The organism is Kitasatospora sp. NPDC101447, assembly GCF_044767225.1.
Taxonomy (GTDB): Bacteria; Actinomycetota; Actinomycetes; order Streptomycetales; family Streptomycetaceae; genus Kitasatospora.
Map to the genome: position 1 here is coordinate 39,041 of NZ_JBIWNL010000047.1, position 23,893 is coordinate 62,933.

Genomic DNA, 23,893 nt, shown 5'->3' on the forward strand with positions numbered 1-23,893 from the left:
GTCCAGTTGGTCATGGCGTCCATCGTCGGTCGGCCGATATGACCGCGGCGGCGTGCGGGGACGGCCCGGCGTGTTGGTTCACCCGCCCGGCGGTCCGTCAGGAAAGGGAAGGATAATCCCGTTATCCTTCCCATCCGCCCGGTAGCGCATCGACGCCATGTCGGCTCAGACTGCCCAGCGCCCCGTGGGGAAGACGATTCAGAGCCAGAGGGCCTGACCAGCGACAGAAGGTCAGGCGCGGCTGGCAAGGTAGGCATTCCAGTCGCGGCCGGCGCGGCGGGTCCATTGCAGAGCGCTGGTGAGGCTGATGCCGAGCAGGGAGCTGAGGACGGACGGGGGTAGGTCGGCGGCGAGGGAAATGAGGGCGGAGTTACGCAGGGGGATGACCGGCAGGCCGTAGCGTCGCAGCTTCCCCGTGAGGTGGTGGGCGGTGACGGGCCGGTCGGCGAGTTGGCCGGGAAAGAGCCAGGGGGTGCGGGGCCGGGGCGTGGCGCGGGCGATGGCCGAGGCGGTGACGGCGTGCTCGGCCTGCTGGGCCAGCAGCTGGAACGCCGCGGGGGGAAGGGCGGCCGGGTGTTCGCCGAGCTGGATGGTGGGGTGGCTGCCGCCGGTGAGGTGGCGGGTGGTCAGTTCGGTCAGGCGCGGGCCGGTGATGCCGTAGAGGAGGGTAAGGCAGCCGGCTGCGCGGACGTCGAGCGGGAGGCTGTCGTCGTGCAGGCAGCGGTTCAGCAGCTCCCATCGCTGCTCGGGTGTGGACCAGTCCCGGGGTTCGGGTGCTTTGCGCGGGCCTGGGACGTCGAGGTCGGCGGTGAGCCCGCGCCGGCAGGTCCAGCGCAGGAAGCCGCGGACGGAGCGGCGGGTGGGGCCGCTGCCGTCCAGCCAGTCGTCGATGTGTCGCTGGGTGACGGCGTCGAGGGCGAGCCCGGTCTGGGTGGTCCAGGTGAGGAAGGCGATGACGGACAGGAGGTGGTTCTGCTTGCGGGCCAGGCTCTGCCGGGTGAAGCGCGTGCGCTCGGCGCGGCGGCGGGCGTCCCGGACGACGACCCAGCTGCCGTAGGCGCGCAGGAGGCTGCGGTATTCGGGCGGGGCGTCGGCGGTCTTACGCTCCAGCCAGGGTTCGAGGCGTTCCAGGTCTTCGTGGCGTTCGGGGAGGAGGCCGAGGTGGACGAGGGTGGCGCGCAGGGTGACGGCGGCGGGCCGGTTGACCTCCGCGTCGAGGGCCTCGTGGGTCAACTCGGTTCCGCTGGCGGCTAAGTCGCGGAGGAGCTGGGCGCCGCCATGGGGCTTGCTCAGCCAGGTCAGGATGGACCTGGCGCGGCCCACGCGCACCAGGGCTTCGACGAGAGGGGTCAGCTGGGTGGGCGTTGTGCCGTCAGGGCCGGTGAACTCGTTGGCCAGCCGGTCGCGCAGCACGCAGCGGGCGCAGCGGCCGTGGCGGTCGGTCTCCTCGCCGGAGCCGCAGGTGGGGCAGAGGTAGGCGTTGCGGGCGCCGGAGCACTGGCCGCACAGCGGTTCGCCGTGTTCGGTGCGGCCGGTCAGGGGCCGGATCTGGCCGCACTCGGTGCAGGGGGCGGGGTGCCCGCGGACGTGGTTGTAGCAGGTCGCGCAGACGGACCCGAGCGGCCAGCGGGCAGAAATCCGGCGGACCTGTTGGCAGAGCGAGCAGGCGGCCTGCCGGATGGTGCGTTTGCGGCAGGTGCCGCAGATGGGCGCGCCGGCCGAGATCCTGGTGCAGGGGCGAATGCGGCCGCAGGCGGAGCAGACCGTCTCCTGGGCTTGCCAGCAGCGACGGCACAGATCGGGGCGGCCGTCGCGGGCCCGGACGTCGATCGCGGTGACCTGGCCGCACCCGCCGCAGGTTCGCTCGGGTCGTAGATTGCGGTCATAGCAGGTGGGGCAATGGGGCTTGCCGTCCGGCCGGGCGGCGACCGGGGCGGTGCGGCCACAAACGCCGCACGGTTCGGGCGGTTGACGCCCGCAGGCCTGACACAGGGCCTGCCCGTCGGGCAGCCGCCGGTGGACCCGCTGGTGCCGGCCGCAGTCGCGGCAGGGTTCGAGCTTCCACTTCGGGGGCATGGCGGTCACGACAGTTTCGGCCTTCGGATGGTGCTTCGCTGGACGGGCGCCTGAACGTCGATGCGGCTGGCTTCCGCGGTCTTGCGGACCTGGGCGTTCACGACGTTGACCTCGATGAGGTCGTTGGGGGTGCAGTCGAGGATGTCGCACAGCGCGGCGAGGGTGTCCATGCTCAGCCGCTGCGGGTCCTGGGTGACGAGGCGGTAGACCTGCTCGCGGGAGAGGTTGACGCCGCGTTCGGCGAGCAGCGGCACCAGGTCGGACGTCTGGAACAGACTCTTCTCCGCCATGCGAAGGCGCAGGTTCCAGGAGATCCCCATCTTCTTGATCATGCGCTCGGTCCCCACAGGTCGGCGTGCTGGCCCCGCAGGGCGCGGGTGAGCAGTCGATTACGGTACTCCGGCGAGACCCCGGTGTAGACCGCCGTCGTCGAGCCGTAGCGGTGTCCGACCTGGTCTTGGACGAACCGCTCCGGGTAGTCGAACTCGATCAGGTGGGTGATGTACGAGTGGCGCAGGCAGTGCAGGTCCAGCAGCGGGTCCAGGCCTGCGAGTTTGCGGATCTCGCCGAAGACGTCGTCCATCCGTCGGCACGACATCCGGCCGCGGCGCTCGGTGACCCACAGCGCGGGGTGCGCGCCCGGCGAGAACGCGGGACGTAGCTCGTCCACCCACTGCGAGAGCACCGGCATCACCCAGTCCATCTCCGGCACCAGGTACACGGTCCGGCGCTTCGGCGGTGCACCGCGCGAGGACTTCCCCCAGCGGACGTGGATCAGGCCGTACTGGCCGAACTGCGGCATCTTGGAGTTGAAGCGCAGGTCCGCCAGGTCTAGGCCCCAGGCGTCGCTGCGGCGTAGCCCGAAGGCGTACATCATCTTGATCAGCGCCGAGTCCCGTCGTGCGGCGAGGGCACCCTTGCGGCCGCGGCGGCGGATGTCCTCCACTCGCTGGTCGGCGGCGTCGAACAGCTGCTGGACCTCGTCGTAGGTGAAGGGACGCCGCCGCGGGTCGCCCTCGTACTCGGCGACGTGGACGACGGTGTTGAACTCGTCGAGCAATTGGCGCGGCACCGCGCCGAACCGGTCCCGGCACACGTCCGGCCAGCTGTAGCGCGGGTCGGTGATGAACTCCAGGAACAGGCGGATGTGGCCCTGATAGCCCCGGGCTGTCGAGGCTGCGATCGGGCGTGAGCGCAGGTGGTCGAAGAACGCCTCGACCTCGGGGGCGGTCCACTGCCAGGGATAGAGGTTGGAGAAGGTGACCAGCCGGTTGACCAGCGACTCGCGCCGGTCGATGGTGTCGGCCTTCAGGAACCGCACGCGCTGCTGCCGGGCCCAGCCGTCCAGCATCGCCTTCAGGACAGCCGTCTCGGGGTCCAGGTGGACCACGCCGTTGGCCAGCACCAAGTGGGCCGCACCGGGGTGGTCGTCTCGCTTCTCCACGTGTTGCATTCAACGCAACAATGTAGCGTTGTGTGTGCCCTGCTCAAGAAACCGCAGGTCAGCCGTCATCACCCGCATCGTCGCCAAGTTGACGACCTGCGGTTTCGTCTGGATCAGGCAGGGGCGTGAGTTGCATCGGATGCAATTCGGCTCGGACCCGGGTGATCCGCGGACGGTGACGGTAGCGACCAAACTCGGGCTGAGCCTGGTCGGTCTCGATCTCGACGACGACTTCCGGCCGTACAGGCAGGTAGGGGATCGGCGGGCTGCCGGGCAGCCCGCCGACGGTGCCGGGCAGCTCGGCATGGTCGCTGGCGGGGTGCGGCAATGGCGCGAGGGCCCCTCGCAGGTCCCGGCCGAGCGGGAGGGATACGGCCACCGGGCGCAGCCGGCCGTCGTGGCCGGGGCGGGAGAGGACGGCGGCCTGGGTGGCCGGGGTGACGGATGGGGTGTTCACGCGCACCAGCGTGATCACCGCATCCACCGCTGGCAGTGTCTCAGGCGGCGAAAGAACCCCCGTCCAGGACTCGCAACGCGGTTTGTGCCGCCTGTCCGTCGTCGGTTCGTGCCAGTTCCTCCAACGCCTGACGATCGGCCCACCCGAACACCTCCCGCAGTTCGGGAGTGAGATCGAATCCGATCTCTTGAGCAACCCAGTCCGCGATCACCAGGGCGTCCGCGACGACCGCCGGATCAGTGGCGACCTCCGGTCCGAGGAGCGAGAGGCCTCCGTCGTTGGCTCCGTAAGCGAGCGCCAGCGCCACCAGGGCCCAGCGGGCCACCCGGTTAGCGGGATCACGGACCAACTGTTCGTCGGCGTAGTCGTGCAGCTTGTGGATCGTCACGCGATCGTTCGCCCAGCCACGCCAGAACTCATCGTCGCGTGGCAGCGCTTCCAGAGCCGATAGACCGTCACACAGAGCCCGCACCATGCGCTCAGCGAACTCGGCATGGCCAGTGTCGAATCCGGACTGTCGCAGCTGCTCGATCTTGGGCTGGTTCACCTGACCATCATGAGGGCCGTGAACGTCCACCGCCTCCAAAAAAATGAATGGGCCCCTCCGCCCCGCGCCTGTCAGGGACACGGACCGTCAGGACCCGGATCACAACCTACCGGCCCAACCCCGGCTCGTCCTTGCAAGACACTCCCACCCACGTCACCCAAACAGGTGGCTCCCGTTCTCACCGCCGATCATGAACCTGCACCGCTGTCCATCTCCCTCACAAACGGACCAATGCGGCTCTCAAAGCCACCGCCCGAGTGGCTCCCGTTCGAGGTTCTGGCCCAGATTGTGGGGTCTGTAAAAAGAACGGCTCTGTTCCGTAGTCGGTGGTGACGCTGCGCACCCGGCTGTCATCATGAGGCGTGGATGAGGCCAACTCTCTTGTGAATGTGGTGTTTTCCGGGTTGTCGGTGTTGGTCGTCGAGGATGTGGTCGATGGCGGTGAGGTGGTCCGGGTGACGGCCCGGACCCGGGATGCGCCGGTGCCGTGCCCGGTGTGCGCGGTGCCGACGGAGAAGGTGCACGGGTACCACTGGCGGACGGTGGCGGACGTGCCGGTCGACGGCCGCCGTGTGGTGGTCCGGGTCCGGGTGCGGCGGCTGGTCTGCCCGGTCAGCGGCTGCCGGCGGCAGACCTTCCGCGAGCAGGTCCCCGGGCTGCTGGAGCGCCTCCAGCGCCGCACGGCGCGTCTGACTGCCCAGGTTGCGAAGGTGGTCAAGGAGTTATGCGGCCGGGCGGCCGCCCGCCTCGCCCCCGCCCTGGCCGTGCCCCTTTCCTACGCGACCGCCCTGCGGGTGCTGCGGCGCATCCCCGCCCCGGTGGTGCAGGTCCCGCGGGTGATCGGGGTCGACGACTTCGCACTGCGTCGGCGCCACCGGTATGCCACGGTCATCATCAACGCCGAGACCGGCGAACGCATCGATGTGCTGCCCGACCGGGAGGCCGCCACCCTGGAGGTCTGGCTGCGCGAGCATCCCGGCGCCGAGGTGGTGTGCCGGGACGGCTCGGCCACCTACGCCGAGGCGATCCGCCGCGCACTGCCGGACGCGGTGCAGGTCAGCGACCGCTGGCACCTGTTCCGCAACCTGTGCGACAAGGTCCTGTCCACCGTCCGCGCCCACGTCGCCTGCTGGGCGACCGTCAACCCGCCGCGTCCCGGCGGGGTTCGCGAGCAGACCACCCGCGAACGATGGCACAAGATCCACACCCTCCTCGGCCAGGGCGTCGGCCTGCTCGACTGCTCCCGCCGCCTCGGCCTGGCGTTGAACACCGTCAAGCGCTACGCGCGTATCCCCGAACCGACCGCCGAGCGCATCGCACCGCAGTACCGGCCCACCCTGGTCGACCCCTACCGCGACCACCTACACACCCGCCGCGCCGCCGAACCCGGCGTACCGGTCCTCCACCTCTTCCACGAGATCAAGGAACAGGGCTACAACGGCAGCCTCAACCTGCTCCACCGCTACCTCAACCAGGGCCGCGCCGAGGGCGACCGCCCCGTCACCACCCCACGCCGAGCCGCCCGGCTCTTGCTCACCCACCCCGACCGCCTGCGAACCAAGGAGACCACGCTCCTGGACGCCGTTACCACGGCCTGCCCCGAAATGGCCGAGCTCGCAGGCTTCGTCCGCGGCTTCGCCGAACTGCTGACCCCGGCCCCGGGCAACGACGCCAAGCTCATCGACTGGATCACCCGGGTCCGCGGCGCCGACCTGCCCCACCTGCAGAGCTTCTGCAACGGCCTCGAACTCGACCGCGCCGCCGTGAACGCCGGCCTCACCCTGCCCCATCACAATGGCCGCACCGAGGGCGTCAACACCCGCACCAAGAGGATCATGCGCCAAATGCATGGCCGCGCCGGATTCGACCTCCTCCGCCACCGCATCCTCCTCCCCACCTGAGGACGCAGCGTCACCACCGACTACGGAACAGAGCCGTTCGCTGGACAGACCCAGATTGTGTGACCGGTGACGGTAGGTAACGGATCACGCGTTCTCGCCGGGCTGGTAGATCGACTGAAAGTCGTCGGCACGGGTTCTGGGTGGCTGACAGTCGGCGGCCATGACGCAATCGTGGTCCCTGTTCAGGGAGTTGCTGTTCCCGTCAGTGCCGGAGGTGGCGGTTGTCCATGTGGAGCCGGTCGGCTCCGTGGTTCGGGTCGAAGTGCGGTCGACCGTCGACGGCGCCAACTGCCCCGGCTGTGGCGCCTGGTCGAGTCGCGTGCACGGCTCCTACCTGCGGTTCCCGGCCGACCTTCCGAGCGTCGGGCGGCTGGTTGTGCTCGCGCTGCGGGTGCGCCGGTTCGCCTGCCGGGATCGGTCGTGTCCGCGGCGGACGTTCGTCGAGCAGATCGAGGGCCTGACACGCCGGCACGGGCAGAGCACCGAGCGGCTGCGCTCGGCGGTTGCCGGGATCGGGCTGGCGCTCGCCGGCCGGGCCGGCGAACGGATGGTCCGGCTACCGGGCCTGCGCGGGAGCCGCAGCACGCTGCTGCGGCGGGTGATGGAGATGCCGGACCTGCCAGTCGGCGCCCCGACCGCGGTCGGGGTGGACGACTTCGCGCTGCGCAAGGGCCACGTCTACGGCACCGTGATCATCGACGCCGTCACCCACCGGGTCCTGGACCTGCTTCCGGACCGCGATGCGGGCACGCTTGGTCCGTGGCTCGCTGGCCATCCGCAGGTTGAGGTGATCTGCCGTGACCGTGCCAGCGCGTACGCGGAGGCCGCCGACACGGCCGCACCCCAGGCCCGGCAGGTTGCCGACCGCTACCACCTGTGGCACAACCTCACCCAGGCCGTCGAGCGTACAGTGCTCGACCACCGATCCTGCCTGCCCAGCCTGCCCGCCATCGAGCCGGAGCCTGAACCGCAGTGGGACCCCACTCCTCGTCGAAAGCGACACCGGCATCGAGGAGGAAACGAAGAAGCCAGCCGAGCCCACCGGGCGGATGGCGGACCGGCGAAGCGTCCACCACGCTCTGGTCCACGAGCTGCTGGAGCGCGGCATGAGCATGCGCGAGGTCGCCCGCCACCTCGGCTGGAGCCGCAATACCGTCCGCCGCTATGCGCACGCCGCACGCTGGCAGGACATGATGAAGGACCGGCATCCCCGGGCGAGCAAGCTCGACCCGTTCAAGCCCTACCTGGCCCAGCGATGGGAGGAGACGGGCGGGAAGATCACCATTCGCGAGCTGTTCGAGGAGATCACCGCACGGGGCTACCGGGGCGGCCGCACGCTCCTCGCCCAGTGGAAGCGCCAGGCCCTCATCGCCCCGGACAGCGCACCGCCACCACCCCCGCCACCCTCGATCCGGCAGGTCACCGGCTGGCTGACCCGCCACCCCGCCGGGCTCACCCTGGACGAGGAAGTCCAGCACAAGGCGATCCTCGCGCTCTGCCCCGAACTGGACACTGCCGCCGGCCTGGTCACCTCCTTCGCCGAGATGCTCACCCGCCTGGAAGGTGAACACCTCACCGAGTGGATCACCGAGGCCATGACCTCGGGCCTGCCCGGGATCAGCACCTTCGCCGCCGACCTGAACAGCGACTACGACGCCGTCCACGCAGGACTGACCACCCACTGGAACTCCGGCCCCGTCGAGGGCACCGTCAACCGGATCATTCTGTGGAATCCGGCCTGTCAAGTGGATCCGGCATCGTGCTGCTTGATTATGTGTTGGCTGGTTGGGCTGAAAGACGGGAGACTCATGTGCTGTGGACATGGGGATCTCAGGTTTCGAGCCGTCCTTCCTGGTCGGGATCGAGGCGGTTCGGCAGGCGCATGGGTCGCGTCTGACGGCGCTCGCTGGCAGGCGGCTGACGGGGTTCGCCCTGGTGCGCTTCGCTGAGGATGGAGACTGGTTCGCCGACTGTCCGATCGTGCTGGACTTCAACGGCATCCAGGTGGAGGTCTGCCACTCGAAGCTCGACGAACTCTCGATCGGCTGGACCACGATCGACACCGCGGCGACCATCACCGGGTGGGAGTGGTTCGAGCTCACGCCCCAGTGGTCCCACAATGATGAACGCCTCGAACCGTTCGTTGGCCAGGAACTGCGCGAGGTCACGCTCCTCGAATGGCGGCCGGCAGAGCACGACCTGGCAGCTGGAACGGTGGCAGTGGAGTTCGTCTTCAGCGGGGGCTGCCTGCGGATCGCCAACGGACTCGACGAGAACCGCATCGAGATCGGTGCGGCCCAGCCGGACTACATCCGACGCGAGCTGGGCCGCTGATCGTGACTACCGAGTCGGCTTCCGGTTGATCTCGATGATGGGCAGAAGCGTGGCCTGCGCAGGGACGCCGATCTGCCGTGGGGTCGGACCGGCCGGCGTGGGGACGTCGGAGAGCCGCTTCAGCAGGCTGGTCGAGGGTGGCTTGTCCGTCGTCCACTGCGGCGCGTTCGTCGACCGTCAGCGGGATGGCTGTGAGCATCCTCTGTAGGTTCTCCTTGGCCTCTAGGAGTTGAGCCAGGCTTGCCCGATGACGTCTGCAGCCGAGTCCGCCGCAGGGCGGCCGGGACGACCCCGGAGACCATCGAGCAGGCTCTCCAACAAGCCAGGTTCGAGGAACGCTGCGCCGACCGCTATGCCGACGCCGGCCATGAGAGCAGCTTCGCCGCCGCGGCCGACGCCCTGATGGAGTGGCAGCGCATCCACGACCACACCACAGCCACCGGCGCCGAGCGCTACGACCCCGACCACGACCCCGACCTGCAGCAAGCACTGCGCCGTGAGCGCCACCACCAGGACGTCGCCGCCTGCGCCCGCGAAGCCGCCCACCGGGCGCGCGAGACCACCGATGCCGCCCACCGCAGCCTCGCCGGCCCCGTCGCCCAGCCCCTCTACACCGCCCTCGAACGCGCCGGCCTCCACACCCTCACCGACGCCGACCACCAAGCTGTCCGCGACCTCACCCGCCACCTCGACCCCGCCACGCTGCGCCAGGTCACCGGATGGCTGGAGCGCACCCGCACCGCGCCCCTCGCCCTGCGCGGTACCGAGCCTGCCCGTCCCGCGGTGCGCCGCAGCCGCGTGTGACGGGCGGTGTCCGGCGAAGGGTGTTGACCGTGCTGTTCAGCGGGGCCAGGCGAAACATCTTGGACTCGCCGCTGGTGCGCTTGCGCAACCGTGCGGCCGCAGAGGGAGCCGCCGAGGGCGGCGCCGCCCGGTGAGGGCAGAGCGGCATGATGGCCCCGGGGATGGCAGGTCACGGCAACCGGAAGGATCGTGACCGCCGCAGCCGCGCGGACTACCTGCACGAGGACGGGGGGACCTGGACCAGCGGCCCGGACAGCAACCCGGACGTGGTTGAGTAGGACGGCAACGACTGCCCGGCCACTGGGCTTCCCCGGTGGCCGGGCAGGTTTGTCTTTTTGGGGCACGCTTCCCGGTCGGTGGAGAGAGTGACGAGGAGTTGTGATGGGGCGGACGGACACGCGAGCTCGTTGGCGAGTTGCTGCTGCGGCGCTTCTGGCGACGGGAATTGCACTCGGCCCGGTTGCAGTGCCAGCGGTTGCCGACGATTCGATCCGTGCGGCTCAATGGCACCTCGATGCCATGCATGCTTCGGAAATGTGGAAGGTCACCAAGGGGGAGGGGATCACCGTTGCGGTGATCGACGGCGGCTTCAAGCTGGATCATCCGGATTTGGTGGGGCAGTTCCTGCCAGGCAAGGACTTCAGCGGCAGTTCAGGGGGTGTGGGTTCCTACGGTGACGGACACGGAACGATGATGGTCAGCCTCATCGCCGGGACCGGAAAGAACCGCGGGGGAAACGGGGCGTACGGACTTGCCCCGGGCGCCAAGATCCTGCCGCTCAAGATCGATAACGGCTCCGTGGGGACCGCTGTCACGGCAGATTTCCTTGATCAGATCGGCCAGGCGGTCTCATATGCTGTCGATCAGGGGGTCAAGGTCATCAGTATTTCCCAGGGTGTCTCGGCAGTGACGGCGCTTCCGGCTGATGTGGCCAAACTTAGCCGGATTCTCGCGAATGCCCGGTCGAAGGGTGTGCTCGTGGTGTCCAGTGTTGGAAATTCGGCGAAGTCAGGAAACCTGGCCGAATATCCGGGTGCTCTTTCCAACGTTGTGGGTGTCGGAGCAGTCGACCGCAATGGAACAGTGACGGAGGAGTCTGAGACGGGTCCGCAGGTTGCGCTCGTTGCACCCGGCCAGGACACGCTTGCGGCGTGTACAGCTCCTTCTGGTTACTGCACGGGCCATGGGACATCCGATGCGACGGCTTTGGCTTCTGCGTCAGCCACGCTGCTCTGGTCGGTTCACAAGGAGTGGACTGCGAATCAGGTCTTGCGGGTGCTCATCAAGACGGCGGGAAGGCCGAACGGCGGGGACAGCCGTACGAATGATGCCGGGTGGGGTGCGGTTCGGCCGCGTGTTGCGTTGACGGATCCGGGGGATCCCGGGCCGGCGGATGTGTCGCCGCTCGCGGCTGACGCGGCTTCGCCGTCGGGGGCTCCGTCGGCTTCTGTCTCGGCCTCCGCGTCGGCTCCCGCGCCGTCGGTGCCGAGCCCGACGGGCGGTGTGGCGGCGGGTGCGCCGTCGGCGCAGCCGAAGGCTGATGTGTCGTCGGGGTCGGGCAGTGCGTTGCCGATCGTGGGTGGTGTGGTGGCGGGGTTGGCGCTGGTGGTCGGTGGTGCGCTCGTCGTGGTGCGGTGGCGGAAGGCGGCCGTGTAGCCCGAGGCTCAGGTGCCCCGGGAGCCGCCGAGGGCGGCGCCGCTCGATCCGGGCAGAACGGCATGATGGCCCCGGGGACGGCGGGTCACGGCAACCAGAAGGATCGTGACCGCCGCAGCCGCGCGGACTACCTGCACGAGGACGAGGAGACCTGGACCAGCGGCCCGGACAGCAACCCGGACGTGATTGAGTAGGACGGCAACGACTGCCCGGCCACTGGGCTTCCCCGGTGGCCGGGCAGGTTTGTCTTTTTGGGGCACGCTTCCCGGTCGGTGGAGAGAGTGACGAGGAGTTGTGATGGGGCGGACGGACACGCGAGCTCGTTGGCGGGCTGCTGCGGTGCTTTTGGCAGCGGGAATCGTGGTCGGCCCGGTCGCATCACCGGCAATCGCCGATGGCTCCATACGTGATGACCAGTGGCACCTGGACGCCATGCATGCCCCGGAGATGTGGAAGGTGTCCCGGGGACAGGGAGTCACAGTTGCGGTGATCGACGGCGGCTTCAAGCTGGACCATCCGGACCTGGTCGGCCAGTTCCTGCCCGGTAAGGACTTCAGCGGGAGCCCGGGTGGCGTCGGCACTTACGGAAACGGGCATGGGACGCAGATGGCCGGCCTGATAGCGGCGACCGGAAGGGCCAACGGTGGTAAGGGATCCGTCGGATTGGCGCCCGGGGTCAAGATTCTTCCGCTGAAGATCAATACCGGCTCAGTCGGCGCTCTCGTATCGACTGATTTCCTGGATCAAATCGGGCAGGCTGTGACATATGCAGTAGACCAGGGCGTCAAGGTCATCAGTATTTCGCAGGGAATCAACTCGGTGACAGCGGTCCCGGCAGATGTGGCAAAGCTGAACAAGATTCTTGCCGCAGCGCGCGCGAAGGGCGTGCTGATCTTTGCTGCTGTGGGAAATGAGGCGCAGTCGGGGAATCCGATCGACTATCCGGGTGGGCTTCCTAACGTCGTGGGTGTCGGGGCGGTTGACCGGAATGGGACCGTGACCGACGAGTCCCAGCGAGGGCCTCAGGTAGCGCTTGTCGCGCCGGGCAAGGACGCGATTGCGGCTTGCACGGAACCGTCGGGATACTGCAAAGGTCACGGCACATCCGATGCGACCGCCCTTGCGTCCGCCTCGGCTGCATTGGTCTGGGCGGTGCACCCGGAGTGGACTGCTAATCAGGTTCTGCGGGTGCTCATCAATACCGCGGGTCGATCCAATGGCGGGGACGTCCGTACGGATGGTGCGGGGTGGGGTGCGGTTCGGCCGCGTGTTGCGTTGACGGATCCGGGGGATCCCGGGCCGGCGGATGTGTCGCCGCTTCCGGCTGACGGGGCTTCGCCGTCGGGGGCTCCGCCGGCTGCTGTTTCGGCGAGTGCGTCGGTTCCCGCTCCGTCTGCGCCGAGCCCGACGGGTGGTGTGGCGGTGGGTGCGCCGTCGGCGCAGCCGAAGGCTGATGTGTCGTCGGGGTCGGGCAGTGTGGTGCCGATCGTGGGTGGTGCGGTGGCCGGGTTGGCGCTGGTGGCCGGTGGTGCGCTCTTCGTGGTGCGGCGGCGGAAGTCGGCCGTGCAGCCCGGGGCTCAGGTGCCGCCGGTGCCGCAGCAGCAGTCGATGGGTGCGGTGCCGCCGCCGTCGTACCAGCCGCCGGTGGCGCCGGAGGACAACCCGTACACGAAGTAGGCCTGTCGGGTGGCGCGCGGTTCGCCCGGCGTGGCGGGGGGTCAGCGCGGGGGCTGGGTGCCGTCGGGCCACACGCAGGGGGAGGTGAAGCCGATACGAGCATCCCGTGACATCGCGGTCGCCCTGCCCGGGCCCGTCGCCGAGCTGGCCCTGCAGCAGGTCTCCGCCCGTCGCAGTCACGCGGTCCTGGCCCGGACCGACTCGCCCTGACACGCGGCCCCGGCGAAGGCGCCGGGCCGTCGATGTGCTGCAGGAGTCTGCGGGCCCCCGGGCGGCGCTGGTCGGCGCTACGCGCCCGACGCAGCGCTGCTCCCGGTGCGGATCACGGCTTCCTTGATCAGGCGTACGGTCTGCGGCGCACTGAGGTGTCCCTCGCTGGAGCCGATCACGAAGGCGGCGGCGATCAGGAGTTGGATCAGTGCGGTCTCGCGGATCTCCTGGGTGTCCTGTGACCAGATCTCCCGCGCGGCGACGGCGCCCTCGGCGCGGTGCACCGCCTGTACTCCCAGCGCGAGGGAGGTCACGGGGTCCGCCGTCCGCGCGACCTGCCGCAGCCGCTCGACCCCCTGGAGCTCCCCCAACCCGTACACGGGCCGGGTCGCCAGGAGCCCCAGCACGAGCAGCACCCCCTGCCAGAAGGCGTCGTCACCGCGGCGTGTCAGTTCGGCGACCAGCTCTCTGGCAGCGCGCGGGGCACCGGTGCGTACCGTCTCGTCGAGGGCTGCCTCGACCAGGAGGTCGGGGGAGGCGTCCTGGGGGAACGGGTCGGGCGAGGCCGCAGGGGCGGGGGTGCCGGGAGTCATGTGCCGACCGTAACCAACAGCGGGCGCTGGGCACGAAGGCCGCACTGCCCGACCAGGTGCTCACCAGAAGGCCAGCCCAGCCCAGGCCTGCAAACCGCTGCCCGGCACCACCATGAGAGCACCCGAACCCGCCTGCCAGCGGCTGGCGCCGAAATCCCCACCCCGGTCACGGGCCTGCACCGTTACGCTGCCCCCGCGGCGCCCGCCGGATCCGAGACGCACATCCCGGGCCACCACCGGCGGGCGCCACGCCTTGGCGGCCTACGGCCCCGCTGCCGCCGACCGCTCGGCGAGGGCCAGGGCATCGTCGACCGCTGCACACAGCGCAGGCAGTTCGCGCACCGGATCGCCCAAGACGGTGGCGGGCATCGCCGCGACCAGCGCACACACCGCCGCCAGCACGACCCGCTCCCCGGCCTCCAGCCCCAGCGGCCCGGCGCCGCGGGGGTGGCCGGCGACGACGTCCGCGGCCAGGTCGTAGCGCAGCTCCTCGGTCAGCACCCCTTCGCTGCCGGGGACGATCTCCCGCCCGCTGGTCTGCGCGATCGCGGCAGCGGCCCGCTCCAGCCGCATCCGGTGCCTCCCGTCGGTCTGCCGCCCGGCCAGGACCCGCACCCATCCGGCGGCCCGACGGCCGGTCCCGGCCGCCGAGGCGAGCACCCCGTCCACCCCCGGCCTCGGGCCCTGCCACGACGGCCCGCAGCCGCCGCGGGCCCAGCCCTGCGGGGGACCGGCGCCCGCGTCGTGTCCACCGAGGGAGCTCGCGTTCGTCGTCATACGCGGTGAACCCCGCTGCCGCCGCCCGGGTTACGGCACCCCTGCACCCGGTGCCGGTGCCGGAGCCGGAACTCCGGGCTATGGAGCAAGATTGCTGTTCTGCCCCTGGCTACGGGTCCGACCGCGGAGCCCGCAGTGCGGATAGCGCGGGTGTCGCATTGCCCGTACTGGGTGGCCCCGTGCGGGAACTTGGCCCGGCTGCAGCCCTCCACGGAGTGCGGCTCGGCGACCGGGAGGTCGGCCGTTCGTCACGGACGACCGAGAGCGGCGGCGGCTCAGGCAGCGCGCGGTGCGAGGCGGAGGCCTGGGCGGGCGCGGCGCCGACCGGCACGCCGACGCCGGAGACGAGAGCGCCTACACCACCGCAGCCGCCATCCGGGCCGAGTGGCAGCGCGTACGCGACCACACCGCCGCCACCCGGACCGAGCGCCACGACTCCGACGACCACCGTTCTCCAGCACGCGTTGCGCCGTGAGCGCCACCGGCAGGACGTCGCTGCCTGCGCCCGCGAGGCTCCTCACCAGGCCCGCCAGACCACCGACGCCTCGCCTACACCGCCGCCGAGCCCCTCTGCACCGCCCTCGGCCGCCCCGGCCTCTCCACGCTGACGGCCTCTACACGCTGACCGACGACGACCACCAGGCCCTCCGCGACCTCACCCGCCGCCTCGACCCCAGCACGCTGCGCCAGGTCTTGAGTTGGATGGAGCGCACCCGCGCCGCGGCACTCGTGCTGCGCAGCACCGAGCCGACCCAGCCTGTCCGTCCCCGGGCGCGCCGCAGCCGGCTCTGACGGACCCCGCCACGGCGGTCCTGCTGGCCGTGCTCACCCTGCTGGTGACCGGCGGGCTGGCGGTGCTCGCCAACCCGGACTTCCTGGTGCTCGGTATGTTCCTGGCCGTTCTGGCACTCGTTGTCCCACTGGGCGGGTTGATGGGTGTCCGGGCCTGCAAACGGGTGTTCTGGCCGGGCGTCCTGCTCGGCTGTGTAGTGGCGCTGCCCGCGACGGTCCTCTGGGCTGAGGTGATCGCGCACCGCGGGGAGCGCACCCGCAGTGGTGGTCACCTCCGCCCACAGGGTGAAGGACCGTAGCGGTCGGGTGGGATGGACCTGCCGCCGGGCGGACGGCTGGCCTATGCCGCACGCTGAGTTCCAGGGATCCGGCTGCTCCGGGGCCGGGGACGTCGGTACCACCACCGAGGTCCTCGTCGACCCCGCGGGCCGGGCCTCGCCTTGCTCCCCACCGGCGCCTACGGCGTGGGGGGCGTCCTGTGGGCCCGCTCGTCCTGGGCGCGGCGCTCCGCACCCTCCGGGAGGCGACCGCCGGGGCGAAGTGAGCCGGGTGCCCGAACCGGCTACCCCGGCTGCTCGCGGAGTGCATCCGCGGCCCCCGGGCAGCCGTTTGATACCGCGCGGCCTGCCACCCCGACCTGGCGCTCGACATCCCACAACGGCCGCCGCACCGTTAGCGTGGAAGGAGTGAGTTCGTCAGCAAACCGCTCATTCGGTAGCAGTTGACGCGGACGACCGCACTGCGTGACAGGGGATGGTGGCGGTGGCGGCAATCGATCGGAAAACGTACGCGTACCTCTACGGCCCGACTGTCGGTGACCGGGTCCGCCTCGGCGGGACCTCGCTCTTCATCGAAGTCGAGAAGGATCTCCAGGTCCACGGCGAGGAGCTGGTGGCCGGCCTGGACAAGTACCGACCGAGTCCCACCAGGGCTGCATCCGATTGCGCGGACACCGTGATCAGCAATGTCGTGGTGATGGATCACACCGGGTTCGTCAAAGCCGATGTGGCCATCACCGAGGGTTGCATCGCCGGAGTCGGCAAGGCCGGCAACCCCGCCACCATGGACGGAGTCACCCCCGGTATGGCAGTGGGCCCGACCACCCAACTGGTCGACGGGTCGGGAAAGCTCCTGACCCCGGGCGCGGTCGACTCGATGTCGCGGTTGTTGAGCAGCGACCAGGCCTCCGAGGCCGCACTCGCCGGCACCACCACAGTGATCTCGGACGGCACGGGATTCCCGCTCGGCCAACCGCACGTCCTGCCCTATCCGGTCCACAGCTGGACGACCGTCAGGACGATCCTCCAGGAGATCGACCACTGGCCGATCAATGTCGCGCTGCTGGGCCAGGCGTCCGGCTGCGCGACGGCCCAACCCTTGAAGGATCAGGTCACCGCCGGAATGGCCGGCCTGTGCCTCTTCCCGGATGCGAGGGTCAGTCCGGACGTGCTGGCCGCGTGTCTGGACGTCCTTGATCAGGAGGACGTGCCGGGAGTCCTGTACGGAGACCCGGCGAACGAGAGCTGTTTCGTCGAGGAAACCCTCGGCGCGATCGCCGGGCGATCGGTGATCGCCGATTCGGGGAGTCTCCTGGGAGGACACTTCCCCGACCAGCTGGTCGTGGCCGCCCAACCCAACGTCCTGCCCGCGAGCACCACCGTGGGCCGCCCCAGCACCCTGAATCCGGTCTCCTGGTCGGCGGCACTGAGCGAGTTCCCGAGAGTCGCGCTGGCCGGCTACCGCCTCTCCGACCGGTGCGGCGAGGAGACGGCCCTCGCCGAGGACCTCGTGGTCCCCGAGATCATGACTGCCGCCGATCTGCTGCACGATCTGGGCGCAATCTCGATCTTCGGTTCCGCCGGCCCGGCACTCGCCGCGCCGGACAGCCTGACCCGTACGGTCTGGGCTGTCGCGTCGGCCATGTCCGACCGGAACGGTCCACTTCCCGGGGACCGCGCCGACAGTCAGAACATCCGGGTCAAGCGCTACTTGGCGAAGTACACCATCAATCCGGCCGTTGCCTACGGCATCAGCCACCTGGTCGGCTCGGTGGAGCGCGGCAAACGGGCCGACCTGGTCCTGTGGGACCCCGCGCAGTTCGGCGAGGAACCCGACCTGGTGATGATCGGCGGGGCCTTCGCCTCCGGTCGCACCGACCCGTTTCCGGGCCGCCCGCTGGCCGCCGCCCGCGGGATCCGCTTCGTCTCGCGATCGGGAAGGCCCGCAGTGGCCGAACTCGGCCTCCAGGCCCTTGTCGAGGCTGTCAGGGACGTACGCGGGCTCGGGAAGACCGACATGGCGCACAATACCGCCCTCCCGGACATCAAGGTGGACCCGCAGACACACCGCGTCAGCGTCGACGGGATGGTCCTGGGCTTCGACCCCACTGAGACGACGTCGGGCCCTCCGGCCGGGCTGCCGGGGGAAGTCATCACCGCGCCCGGGCGCATCGTCATCAACGTACTCGGGAGAACCGCCAGGATCACCGTGCTGAACACCGACAGCCGCCCGGTGTCGGTGGGAAGCCACCTTGAGTTCTGCCAGGCCAACAAGGCTCTGCAATTCGACCGGGACGCGGTAGCGGGGATGCGTCTTGACATCCCTTCGGGGAGGTTCGTCCGGTTCGACCCAGGACGGGAGTACGACGTGACCCTCGTCGCCCTGGGCGGCACCGATGGCGCGACGGGATCCCACGGAATCCACCCTGCCGACGAAAAGCGGACGTTGGAACCGTGGGTGGGGCTACCGCCGTCCGCCCCCGCCCTCGCGGCCGCGGACCTCAGCGCTCCGCCCGGACCCGCGGCGTTACCCGCGGCCGACCTGACGCCACGCGAGCACTGGGGGGACAGGACGCTCGCGGACCTGACCTTCGTCGCCACGCACAACTCCGACGTGAACAAGGCGACCCAGGCCGAGGCCGGCCGAGGCTGGTCCGGCTGGTTCGGCCCGCTCTATCAGGCGGGAAGCGTACGAGCCCAGCTGGATCAAGGCGTGCGCGCGCTCCTGATAGATGTCGGTGTCACCGGAACGGAAGTCCTGTCCTGTCACGGCGACTGCACCAAGAGCCCATTCCGGTCCGCCGTGCGGAAGTCCGGCGGACTGTACCGCCAGTTCGGCGATGTCCTGAAGCCCGTGAAAGAGTTCCTGGAGGCCTGGCCCAACGAGATCGTCTCGCTGCTCCTTGAGGACTACACGCGCGGGGACACGCCGCCCGACGACGATCCCGACGGCAGGACCGCGATCCTGAGGCACGAACTCGCGGCCGCCGGGCTCGCCACGTACCTCTTCGTCCCGAATGCCGACACCTGGAGCGTGGCGACGCGGGGATGGCCCGCGGCGGCCCGAATGGTGGAAGAGGGAAAACGCCTCGTCGTCTTCACCAACCGCGGATACGGAGACCGACCGGACATCGTTCCCGGCGAGCGGCGACTGCGGCAGAACGGGCTTCTCTACGATCAGGGCTGGGCCGTAGAGACGCATTTCGAGTGGGACGGGCAGGCCTCCACCGTCCGACCACGTCGGAGGAACCGTCCCCTGACCTGGCGCCCGCCCGGGTTCAGCCCCCTGGTGATACTCAATCACATCCGTGGTGGCAGATGGCTCACCTACCTGGTCGAGAGCGACGCGGAGCAGGACAACGGACCGAAGCTCTGGAAAAGGACGGGAAGCTGCCAGGAGGCCACCCGGGCACCCGCTTCCCCGGTGCCCGGACTCAAACCGAACTACCTCGTCGTGGACTTCAGTGACCGGCCGTCCGGCGCGTGCACACCCCGCCTGATTGCGGAGCGCCTGACACGGATGACCGCGGCCCAGAGCGATCGGCCCGAGGACCAGATGAACGATCACTTCCCGTTCGGGGGCGTGAGGTATTCGCGCGTTCACGGGTGAACGTCCGGCAGGCCCGACGGTTGGCGCGAGTACGACGACTCGGTGCCCATCGTCGCGACCATCCTGGAGTTGCTGGCCGGGCACGGCCCCCTCGGGCCCGTCTGGTGGCGCTACGGCCGCCCCGGACGGCACTCCCTGCTCGACACGCTGGACAGCCCGGACCACCGCACCGCGTACGACCAACGCCAGAAGGCCCGGGAGACGAGGTCCGCCAGGAGCACCGCGAGCTGACGCGGACCCTGGCCTGCGCCGACTGCGGCAATGTCCCCGAGGCCGAGAGGCGGGCGATGGAGCCCGCCCTGCGGCGGTCCGGTGCGCCTCCTGCACCTCTTGCGCCGGGGGTGCCCCCCGGGGCCGGGACGCCCGAAGCCTGTACCGTCCCGGACAGCGGACGTTGCGGGCGACGTCGCGCGGGATCTCCTCCTCTCGGACGGCGTGTTCCAGGGCGGACTTGAGCACGGAGTGGATGTAGGCGAGCGTGAGCAGGGAGAGGTACTTGCGACAGCACTTGCCGATGGCGCAGCAGCGCGGGCGGCGGCTGGCCTGATCATCGGGGAGGGGGACCTGGCCGTCCTCACCACCCGCCTCACGCTGACCGCCCTCGACGCGGCCGGCCACGATACGCCCCGCCGCCCGAAACCTCCTCGCCCGCCTGACCAGCCGAACGGGTGAATCCGGCGACGACTACGCGCTGCGCGCCTCCTCACCCACGAGGACGTCCGGCACCGTCTCGATCCGGTCCAGGGCGCGGCACTCGAAGGGGGCCTCGCTGCCTGCGCACTGGGCTCCGCCACCCTGCCGGACGCGCTGCGCGCGCGGGTAGAGGAGGCGTCGCAGCACGCGCGCGGGGTGCTCGAAAATTCCTCATTCGACCCGGGATCGCCCGGAGGGAATCCGCTTGAGCGGCGCGTTCGAACAGCACCATCATCAATCGCCTCCGCTCGCGCGAAGCCGTCCAACTCCGCTGTATGAGTGTGCACTTGCTGCGTCCTTCGCCGACAGACGGCTCCGCGCGCTCGAACACCGCTCTTGTCCGGAGGTCTTCGTGGACAACCCGACCGGCCAGGCCGCCGGCATCACCTCTGCCGGCCGACCGGCCGTGCCCGCCCGCCGGACGCCGGCTCTGCTCGCCGAGGACAGCCGGTCGCTGCTCGTCGTCACCTCTGCGTTGCCGGTACCCCGGTCATCAGCACCGCCCTCACCGCCGCCGAGGAGCGGGAGCTGTACCGGCAGGCCGAGCGGCTCCTGGCCGCCCTCCACACGCAGCCGACGACCGGAGCCCCGGTCGGCGAGTACCTGCCCTGGGGTCAGGAACGCGCACGGGCCCTGGCCCGGGCCCGTGACGCCCGCCTTGCGGACGAGGACATCGAGGTCCTGGCCGAAGCCACCCGCGCCGAACCCCCACCCACCGCGCTCGCCTACTGCCACGGCGACTTCGATCCGCGGAACTGACTCGTACGCCGCGACGGCGACCGGCTCGCGCTCGGGCTGATCGACTTCGAACGCAGCCACGTCGAAGCCCCGGCCCGGCGCGACCTGATGCGCGTCACCCTTCAGCTCACGCCCCACCGGCCCGACCTGCGTGCGGCGTTCACCGCCGGGCACGGGCGCGACCTCACCGGGCAGGAGCAGGTGGCGTGCCGGGCGTGGGCCGCGATCGACTGCCCCGCCGCCCTGCGCTGGGCCATGGACCACCACCGGGACGAGGAGGTCATCGGCTACGCCCGGACCGTCCTCGACCTGCTGCGCGCCCCGAACCCCGTCGTGTGAACGCCCCCTACTTCTGCTACCGGTTGGAGCATCCATGCAGTCCCTGCGTCAGGCTGTCTGCGTCATCGTCCACGACGAGCAGGCCGGCAAGGTCGCCTGCGTCCACTACGCCAACGACTCCTGGTCCACGGTCCCCGCCTGGACGGTTCCCGGCGGCAAGGTCGAGGAGGGCGAACGACTCGACGAGGCCGCCGCCCGCGAACTGCGCGAGGAGGCGGGCCTGGTCGTCCCCGCCGAGGAACTGCGGCTGGTCCACACCATCCAGGTCAGGGCCGGCTGGGACGGCAAGGGCCCGTTCCTGCTCTCCGTCTTCGCCGCGACGTCCTGGCAGGGCGAGCTGACGAACACCGAACCGGACAAGCACCTCGCGGTCCTGTGGGTCGACGCCGACGCGCTGCCCACCCCGATGTTCCCCACCTCCCACGCCGCCCTCACCGCCTGCCTCTCCGGCGACGGCCGAGGCTTCTCCACCTACGGCTGGGACTCCCCCGCGGACCTGCGCGCCTTCGTCGGATCCTGAGATGGCCAGCCGCCACCGCCGCCCGCCCACCGACGAGCAGTTGACCCTGCCCGCCGACGTCGACCTGCGGCTTCTCGCCATCATCGAGGGCCGCACCGTCACCGACGCGGGCGTCGCCACCCTGCCCGGCGGACGGCACCCGTACGCCTACCGCACGCTCTACCGCCCCGACGGCACGGTGGACCGGCTGCTGGAGCGCCTGGCACCCGGACCCCTGCACCCGCCTGGCCTGCCGCCCGGTTTCCCTCCCGCGGGCTGACTTGCCCGCCGAGCCCCCCGGCCGAGAGGAGCGGCCGTGCCCGATCACGCTTCCCTACTCCGTCCGGCCTTCAACGGAGTGGGGAGTTTCGGGGCTCTGACCGGAGTTCCTTGAAGGTGCCAGCGTTGATCACGAGAGCCTCGGTGTCGGCGGCATGACGTAGCCTCTCGCGGACGCGCGAGAGAGGGGTCCTTACGTGCAGATCGCTGGCCTTGACCTGTACCTCAACCACGGAATCCTGGGAGTCGGATCGACGGAGTGGCTGCCCCGAGATCTTGCGTTTGAGAGCGCCCCGGTAGCTGCCGGCGCTTCCCACCTGGTAGTGCGAGTCCAGGCTCAGACTGGTCCCGTCAAGGTACGGATCTTCCTTGAATCGGATGTCCAGGATGTCGCAGCTGGTATGTGCGACTTCGTGACCGTGTTCGATGGTCACCTTCTCTTGCCCGACGGCCGCCTGGTGGTCGGGGATGTGATGGGGGAGAGCCGCTTCGTCACCTCTCTGATCGGAGATCCAGGTCTCAGGGCAGTCCGGGTGGCTGTCGATGATCCTCATGAGCGCGCGAAGGCCGTCGCCATCACCATCGGCACGGCGATCACGGACGAGTGAGGATTCGGGTCCGAAGGAGTCGGAACGAGGCCCGGCCATACATCGCCCTCTTGAGCGTTTTAGAAGTTACGTGGAATCTGTCCGGGGTGATCATGTCCCCCGGGGTGCAACCACGGACCTGGGAGATGGCTTGAGCGGCACGACGGCGCTGACGGAGCAGTGGCCGGTGCTGGGCCGGCATGAGCAGGCGTCAGTGTCGCTGCAGATCTGGACTGATCTCGGTCGGGCGCCGAGGGCGATCGACGCCTACGCCCGCGGACTGGCGGAATACCTGCTGCTGTGAGAGCGGCAGGACGTCGACCGGGTCACCGCAAACCGGGCCCATACTGCTTTCTATGTGCGGGAGTTGACGTCACAGCTACACCGTCGGGGTGCACACGTGGTGGCGATCGACTCGGGGTCGGGGCTGACGAACGCCACGATCCAGCAGCGCGTGGTGCCGGTCCGTCTGTTCCACAACTTCCTCATGGAGGAGGGTCTGCGCAAGTCAAACCCGGTGGGCCGGGCCCGCTACACCCCTGGGCGCCGGCGAGGCGGGCAGCGCGGGCTGGTGCCGCGGGGTGAGAACCCGCTGCGGCCCGGGCCGACGCTGGGGCTTGCCGGGCCGCCGTGTACGGCTTCGCGCGGCCGAACTCGGGCTGCACGGTGACGATGTCTTGGGTGAGCATCGCGGCGAGCTCGATCGAACAGCCTCGGGTGTCCAGGACCAGGCCCACCACGAGCATGATGCGGGCGTGGCCGTCGTCCAGCAGCGGCTTGTCGTTGGCAGCCTTGAGGTACCGGCGTAGCGCGCTCGCTTGCCGGCTCGTGGTGCCCCGCTTCGGCCCCGGCGCGGCCGCGCGGTGTTCGAGGTCCAGCGGGCGGCCGGCGAGTGCGGAGAGCGCGTTGAGGCATCCGACTCGGACCCGGTTGGTGGCGGCTGCCGTTGCCCCGGAGCCTCCAGCGGCCGTCCGGTAGAGACCATCCTCGGAGTGTCGAGGATCAACGAGCGGGGCGCTCGGCCGTGGCGGAGGCAGCCTTCGGCCGCCCCCGCCACGTTCTGATCAGGCCTTCAGGGAGGATCGGTCCGGGTTTTGGCGGTTCAGTCCTGTGGCCGGAGGAGAGAGGTGACGTCGGTGTTGGACCCGCAGAGCACGACGCAGACCTTCTCTCCGGGGGCGGGCCGGTAGCTGCGGCTCGGCCCGGCGGGTCGGGTGGGCAGGTCGCGGTCCGGGCTGTGCCGGTCGGGGCTGGTGAGGGCGGAGAGTGCGGTGGCGGCGTGTTGACCGAACTAACTTCATCATTTGTGCAGGTCAGAGGCTGTTTCTGCTAGCTTCCCGTCATGCTCGATGAACGTCGTCCCGGAAGGGATCTGAAGAGCTTTGTCCTGCCCGAGATCGGCCAACTGCTGGAGACTGGAGATCCCTGGGAACCCTGCCAGTTGTTGGATCCATTCGGGAAGCCAGTCGAGCCGGCTGCGGTGTACTTCAAGGACCTGATGGCAGCGGACAGTTCGCCGTTGACCCCACGGTCGTACGGCATGGATCTGCTGCGCTGGTGGCGGTTCCTGTGGGCCCTCGGGATCGAGTGGGACCGTGCGAC

26 protein-coding genes and 2 pseudogenes are annotated in these 23,893 nt (G+C 70.0%); 20 read left to right on the forward strand and 8 right to left on the reverse strand.

Translation table 11 applies throughout. The features are described from left to right. Positions 1 to 231 precede the first annotated feature (231 nt). The 5 genes from ACIRST_RS37820 to ACIRST_RS37840 are packed head-to-tail and all read right to left on the reverse strand — an operon-like array spanning position 232 to position 4,524. Positions 232 to 2,076, reverse strand: coding sequence for a hypothetical protein (locus tag ACIRST_RS37820; RefSeq protein WP_402808450.1), 1,845 nt, complete (start codon positions 2,074 to 2,076; stop codon positions 232 to 234). 5 nt (positions 2,077 to 2,081) lie between these two features. Then, on the reverse strand, positions 2,082 to 2,408 hold the full coding sequence (locus ACIRST_RS37825; protein WP_402808453.1) for a helix-turn-helix domain-containing protein: 327 nt from the start codon (positions 2,406 to 2,408) through the stop codon (positions 2,082 to 2,084). Continuing rightward, on the reverse strand, positions 2,405 to 3,520 hold the full coding sequence (locus ACIRST_RS37830; RefSeq protein ID WP_402808456.1) for a tyrosine-type recombinase/integrase: 1,116 nt from the start codon (positions 3,518 to 3,520) through the stop codon (positions 2,405 to 2,407). The genes ACIRST_RS37825 and ACIRST_RS37830 overlap by 4 nt, the downstream gene beginning before the upstream one ends. A 58-nt stretch (positions 3,521 to 3,578) precedes the next feature. Next, complete coding sequence (locus tag ACIRST_RS37835; protein WP_402808458.1) at positions 3,579 to 4,004, reverse strand: hypothetical protein; 426 nt, start codon at positions 4,002 to 4,004, stop codon at positions 3,579 to 3,581. A gap of 13 nt (positions 4,005 to 4,017) precedes the next feature. Next, positions 4,018 to 4,524, reverse strand: coding sequence for a hypothetical protein (locus ACIRST_RS37840; RefSeq protein ID WP_402808460.1), 507 nt, complete (start codon positions 4,522 to 4,524; stop codon positions 4,018 to 4,020). Between the two features lie 392 nt (positions 4,525 to 4,916). Here ACIRST_RS37840 and ACIRST_RS37845 point away from each other — a divergent pair, with 392 nt between their 5' ends. The 9 genes and pseudogenes from ACIRST_RS37845 (at position 4,917) to ACIRST_RS37885 (ending at position 13,106) form a co-directional block, all read left to right on the forward strand. Further along, positions 4,917 to 6,425: an ISL3 family transposase gene (locus tag ACIRST_RS37845; protein WP_402808463.1), complete on the forward strand. Its 1,509-nt coding sequence runs from the start codon at positions 4,917 to 4,919 to the stop codon at positions 6,423 to 6,425. A gap of 160 nt (positions 6,426 to 6,585) precedes the next feature. Then, positions 6,586 to 7,335: pseudogene (locus ACIRST_RS37850) on the forward strand (ISL3 family transposase); the annotation flags it as partial. Positions 7,336 to 7,474: 139 nt separating this feature from the next. Then, positions 7,475 to 8,374 carry a helix-turn-helix domain-containing protein gene (locus ACIRST_RS37855; protein WP_402808466.1) on the forward strand — a complete coding sequence of 300 codons (900 nt, stop codon included), beginning with the start codon at positions 7,475 to 7,477 and terminating at the stop codon, positions 8,372 to 8,374. A 31-nt stretch (positions 8,375 to 8,405) separates the two neighbouring features. Continuing rightward, on the forward strand, positions 8,406 to 8,759 hold the full coding sequence (locus tag ACIRST_RS37860) for a hypothetical protein (RefSeq protein ID WP_402808469.1): 354 nt from the start codon (positions 8,406 to 8,408) through the stop codon (positions 8,757 to 8,759). A gap of 240 nt (positions 8,760 to 8,999) precedes the next feature. Further along, entirely contained in the window at positions 9,000 to 9,563 is a 564-nt protein-coding gene (locus tag ACIRST_RS37865) for a hypothetical protein (protein WP_402808471.1), read from the forward strand. Between the two features lie 381 nt (positions 9,564 to 9,944). Further along, positions 9,945 to 11,219 (forward strand): S8 family serine peptidase, encoded by a 1,275-nt coding sequence (locus ACIRST_RS37870; RefSeq protein ID WP_402808473.1) that lies wholly within the window; start codon positions 9,945 to 9,947, stop codon positions 11,217 to 11,219. A 62-nt stretch (positions 11,220 to 11,281) separates the two neighbouring features. Further along, positions 11,282 to 11,413 (forward strand): hypothetical protein, encoded by a 132-nt coding sequence (locus ACIRST_RS37875; protein WP_402808476.1) that lies wholly within the window; start codon positions 11,282 to 11,284, stop codon positions 11,411 to 11,413. A gap of 103 nt (positions 11,414 to 11,516) precedes the next feature. After that, positions 11,517 to 12,896: a S8 family serine peptidase gene (locus ACIRST_RS37880; RefSeq protein ID WP_402808478.1), complete on the forward strand. Its 1,380-nt coding sequence runs from the start codon at positions 11,517 to 11,519 to the stop codon at positions 12,894 to 12,896. 84 nt (positions 12,897 to 12,980) lie between these two features. Further along, positions 12,981 to 13,106 (forward strand): hypothetical protein, encoded by a 126-nt coding sequence (locus tag ACIRST_RS37885; protein ID WP_402808481.1) that lies wholly within the window; start codon positions 12,981 to 12,983, stop codon positions 13,104 to 13,106. A gap of 77 nt (positions 13,107 to 13,183) precedes the next feature. On the opposite strand, the gene ACIRST_RS37890 is transcribed toward ACIRST_RS37885, so the two are convergent. Both ACIRST_RS37890 and ACIRST_RS37895 read right to left on the reverse strand, forming a co-directional pair. Next, on the reverse strand, positions 13,184 to 13,699 hold the full coding sequence (locus tag ACIRST_RS37890; protein WP_402808483.1) for a hypothetical protein: 516 nt from the start codon (positions 13,697 to 13,699) through the stop codon (positions 13,184 to 13,186). 261 nt (positions 13,700 to 13,960) lie between these two features. Then, positions 13,961 to 14,476: a hypothetical protein gene (locus ACIRST_RS37895; RefSeq protein WP_402808485.1), complete on the reverse strand. Its 516-nt coding sequence runs from the start codon at positions 14,474 to 14,476 to the stop codon at positions 13,961 to 13,963. Positions 14,477 to 14,765: 289 nt separating this feature from the next. On the opposite strand from ACIRST_RS37895, the gene ACIRST_RS37900 reads away from it, so the two are divergent. The 4 genes from ACIRST_RS37900 to ACIRST_RS37915 all read left to right on the forward strand — a co-directional run bounded on the left by ACIRST_RS37900 (position 14,766) and on the right by ACIRST_RS37915 (position 19,387). Further along, positions 14,766 to 14,951 carry a hypothetical protein gene (locus tag ACIRST_RS37900; protein WP_402808487.1) on the forward strand — a complete coding sequence of 62 codons (186 nt, stop codon included), beginning with the start codon at positions 14,766 to 14,768 and terminating at the stop codon, positions 14,949 to 14,951. Between the two features lie 346 nt (positions 14,952 to 15,297). Continuing rightward, the gene (locus ACIRST_RS37905) at positions 15,298 to 15,567 is read left to right on the forward strand and encodes a hypothetical protein (protein WP_402808490.1); all 270 of its coding nucleotides are present in this window, start codon (positions 15,298 to 15,300) and stop codon (positions 15,565 to 15,567) included. A 463-nt stretch (positions 15,568 to 16,030) separates the two neighbouring features. Then, positions 16,031 to 19,156, forward strand: coding sequence for an urease subunit beta (gene ureB, locus ACIRST_RS37910; protein ID WP_402808492.1), 3,126 nt, complete (start codon positions 16,031 to 16,033; stop codon positions 19,154 to 19,156). A gap of 42 nt (positions 19,157 to 19,198) precedes the next feature. Further along, the gene (locus ACIRST_RS37915) at positions 19,199 to 19,387 is read left to right on the forward strand and encodes a hypothetical protein (RefSeq protein WP_402808495.1); all 189 of its coding nucleotides are present in this window, start codon (positions 19,199 to 19,201) and stop codon (positions 19,385 to 19,387) included. Between the two features lie 453 nt (positions 19,388 to 19,840). Here ACIRST_RS37915 and ACIRST_RS37920 read toward each other — a convergent pair whose 3' ends face one another. After that, positions 19,841 to 19,996, reverse strand: coding sequence for a hypothetical protein (locus ACIRST_RS37920; protein WP_402808497.1), 156 nt, complete (start codon positions 19,994 to 19,996; stop codon positions 19,841 to 19,843). Positions 19,997 to 20,185: 189 nt separating this feature from the next. On the opposite strand from ACIRST_RS37920, the gene ACIRST_RS37925 reads away from it, so the two are divergent. The 7 genes and pseudogenes from ACIRST_RS37925 to ACIRST_RS37955 form a co-directional block, all read left to right on the forward strand. Next, positions 20,186 to 20,608: a phosphotransferase gene (locus ACIRST_RS37925; protein WP_402808500.1), complete on the forward strand. Its 423-nt coding sequence runs from the start codon at positions 20,186 to 20,188 to the stop codon at positions 20,606 to 20,608. Positions 20,609 to 20,695: 87 nt separating this feature from the next. Further along, positions 20,696 to 20,926 (forward strand): hypothetical protein, encoded by a 231-nt coding sequence (locus ACIRST_RS37930; protein ID WP_402808503.1) that lies wholly within the window; start codon positions 20,696 to 20,698, stop codon positions 20,924 to 20,926. A 34-nt stretch (positions 20,927 to 20,960) separates the two neighbouring features. Further along, positions 20,961 to 21,446, forward strand: coding sequence for an NUDIX domain-containing protein (locus tag ACIRST_RS37935; protein WP_402808505.1), 486 nt, complete (start codon positions 20,961 to 20,963; stop codon positions 21,444 to 21,446). A 1-nt stretch (position 21,447) separates the two neighbouring features. Continuing rightward, positions 21,448 to 21,705 carry a hypothetical protein gene (locus ACIRST_RS37940; RefSeq protein WP_402808508.1) on the forward strand — a complete coding sequence of 86 codons (258 nt, stop codon included), beginning with the start codon at positions 21,448 to 21,450 and terminating at the stop codon, positions 21,703 to 21,705. Positions 21,706 to 21,901: 196 nt separating this feature from the next. Beyond that, entirely contained in the window at positions 21,902 to 22,312 is a 411-nt protein-coding gene (locus tag ACIRST_RS37945; protein WP_402808511.1) for a hypothetical protein, read from the forward strand. A gap of 130 nt (positions 22,313 to 22,442) precedes the next feature. Further along, positions 22,443 to 22,595: a hypothetical protein gene (locus ACIRST_RS37950; RefSeq protein ID WP_402808513.1), complete on the forward strand. Its 153-nt coding sequence runs from the start codon at positions 22,443 to 22,445 to the stop codon at positions 22,593 to 22,595. Positions 22,596 to 23,633: 1,038 nt separating this feature from the next. Continuing rightward, positions 23,634 to 23,893 (forward strand): annotated as a pseudogene (locus ACIRST_RS37955) (integrase); the annotation flags it as partial.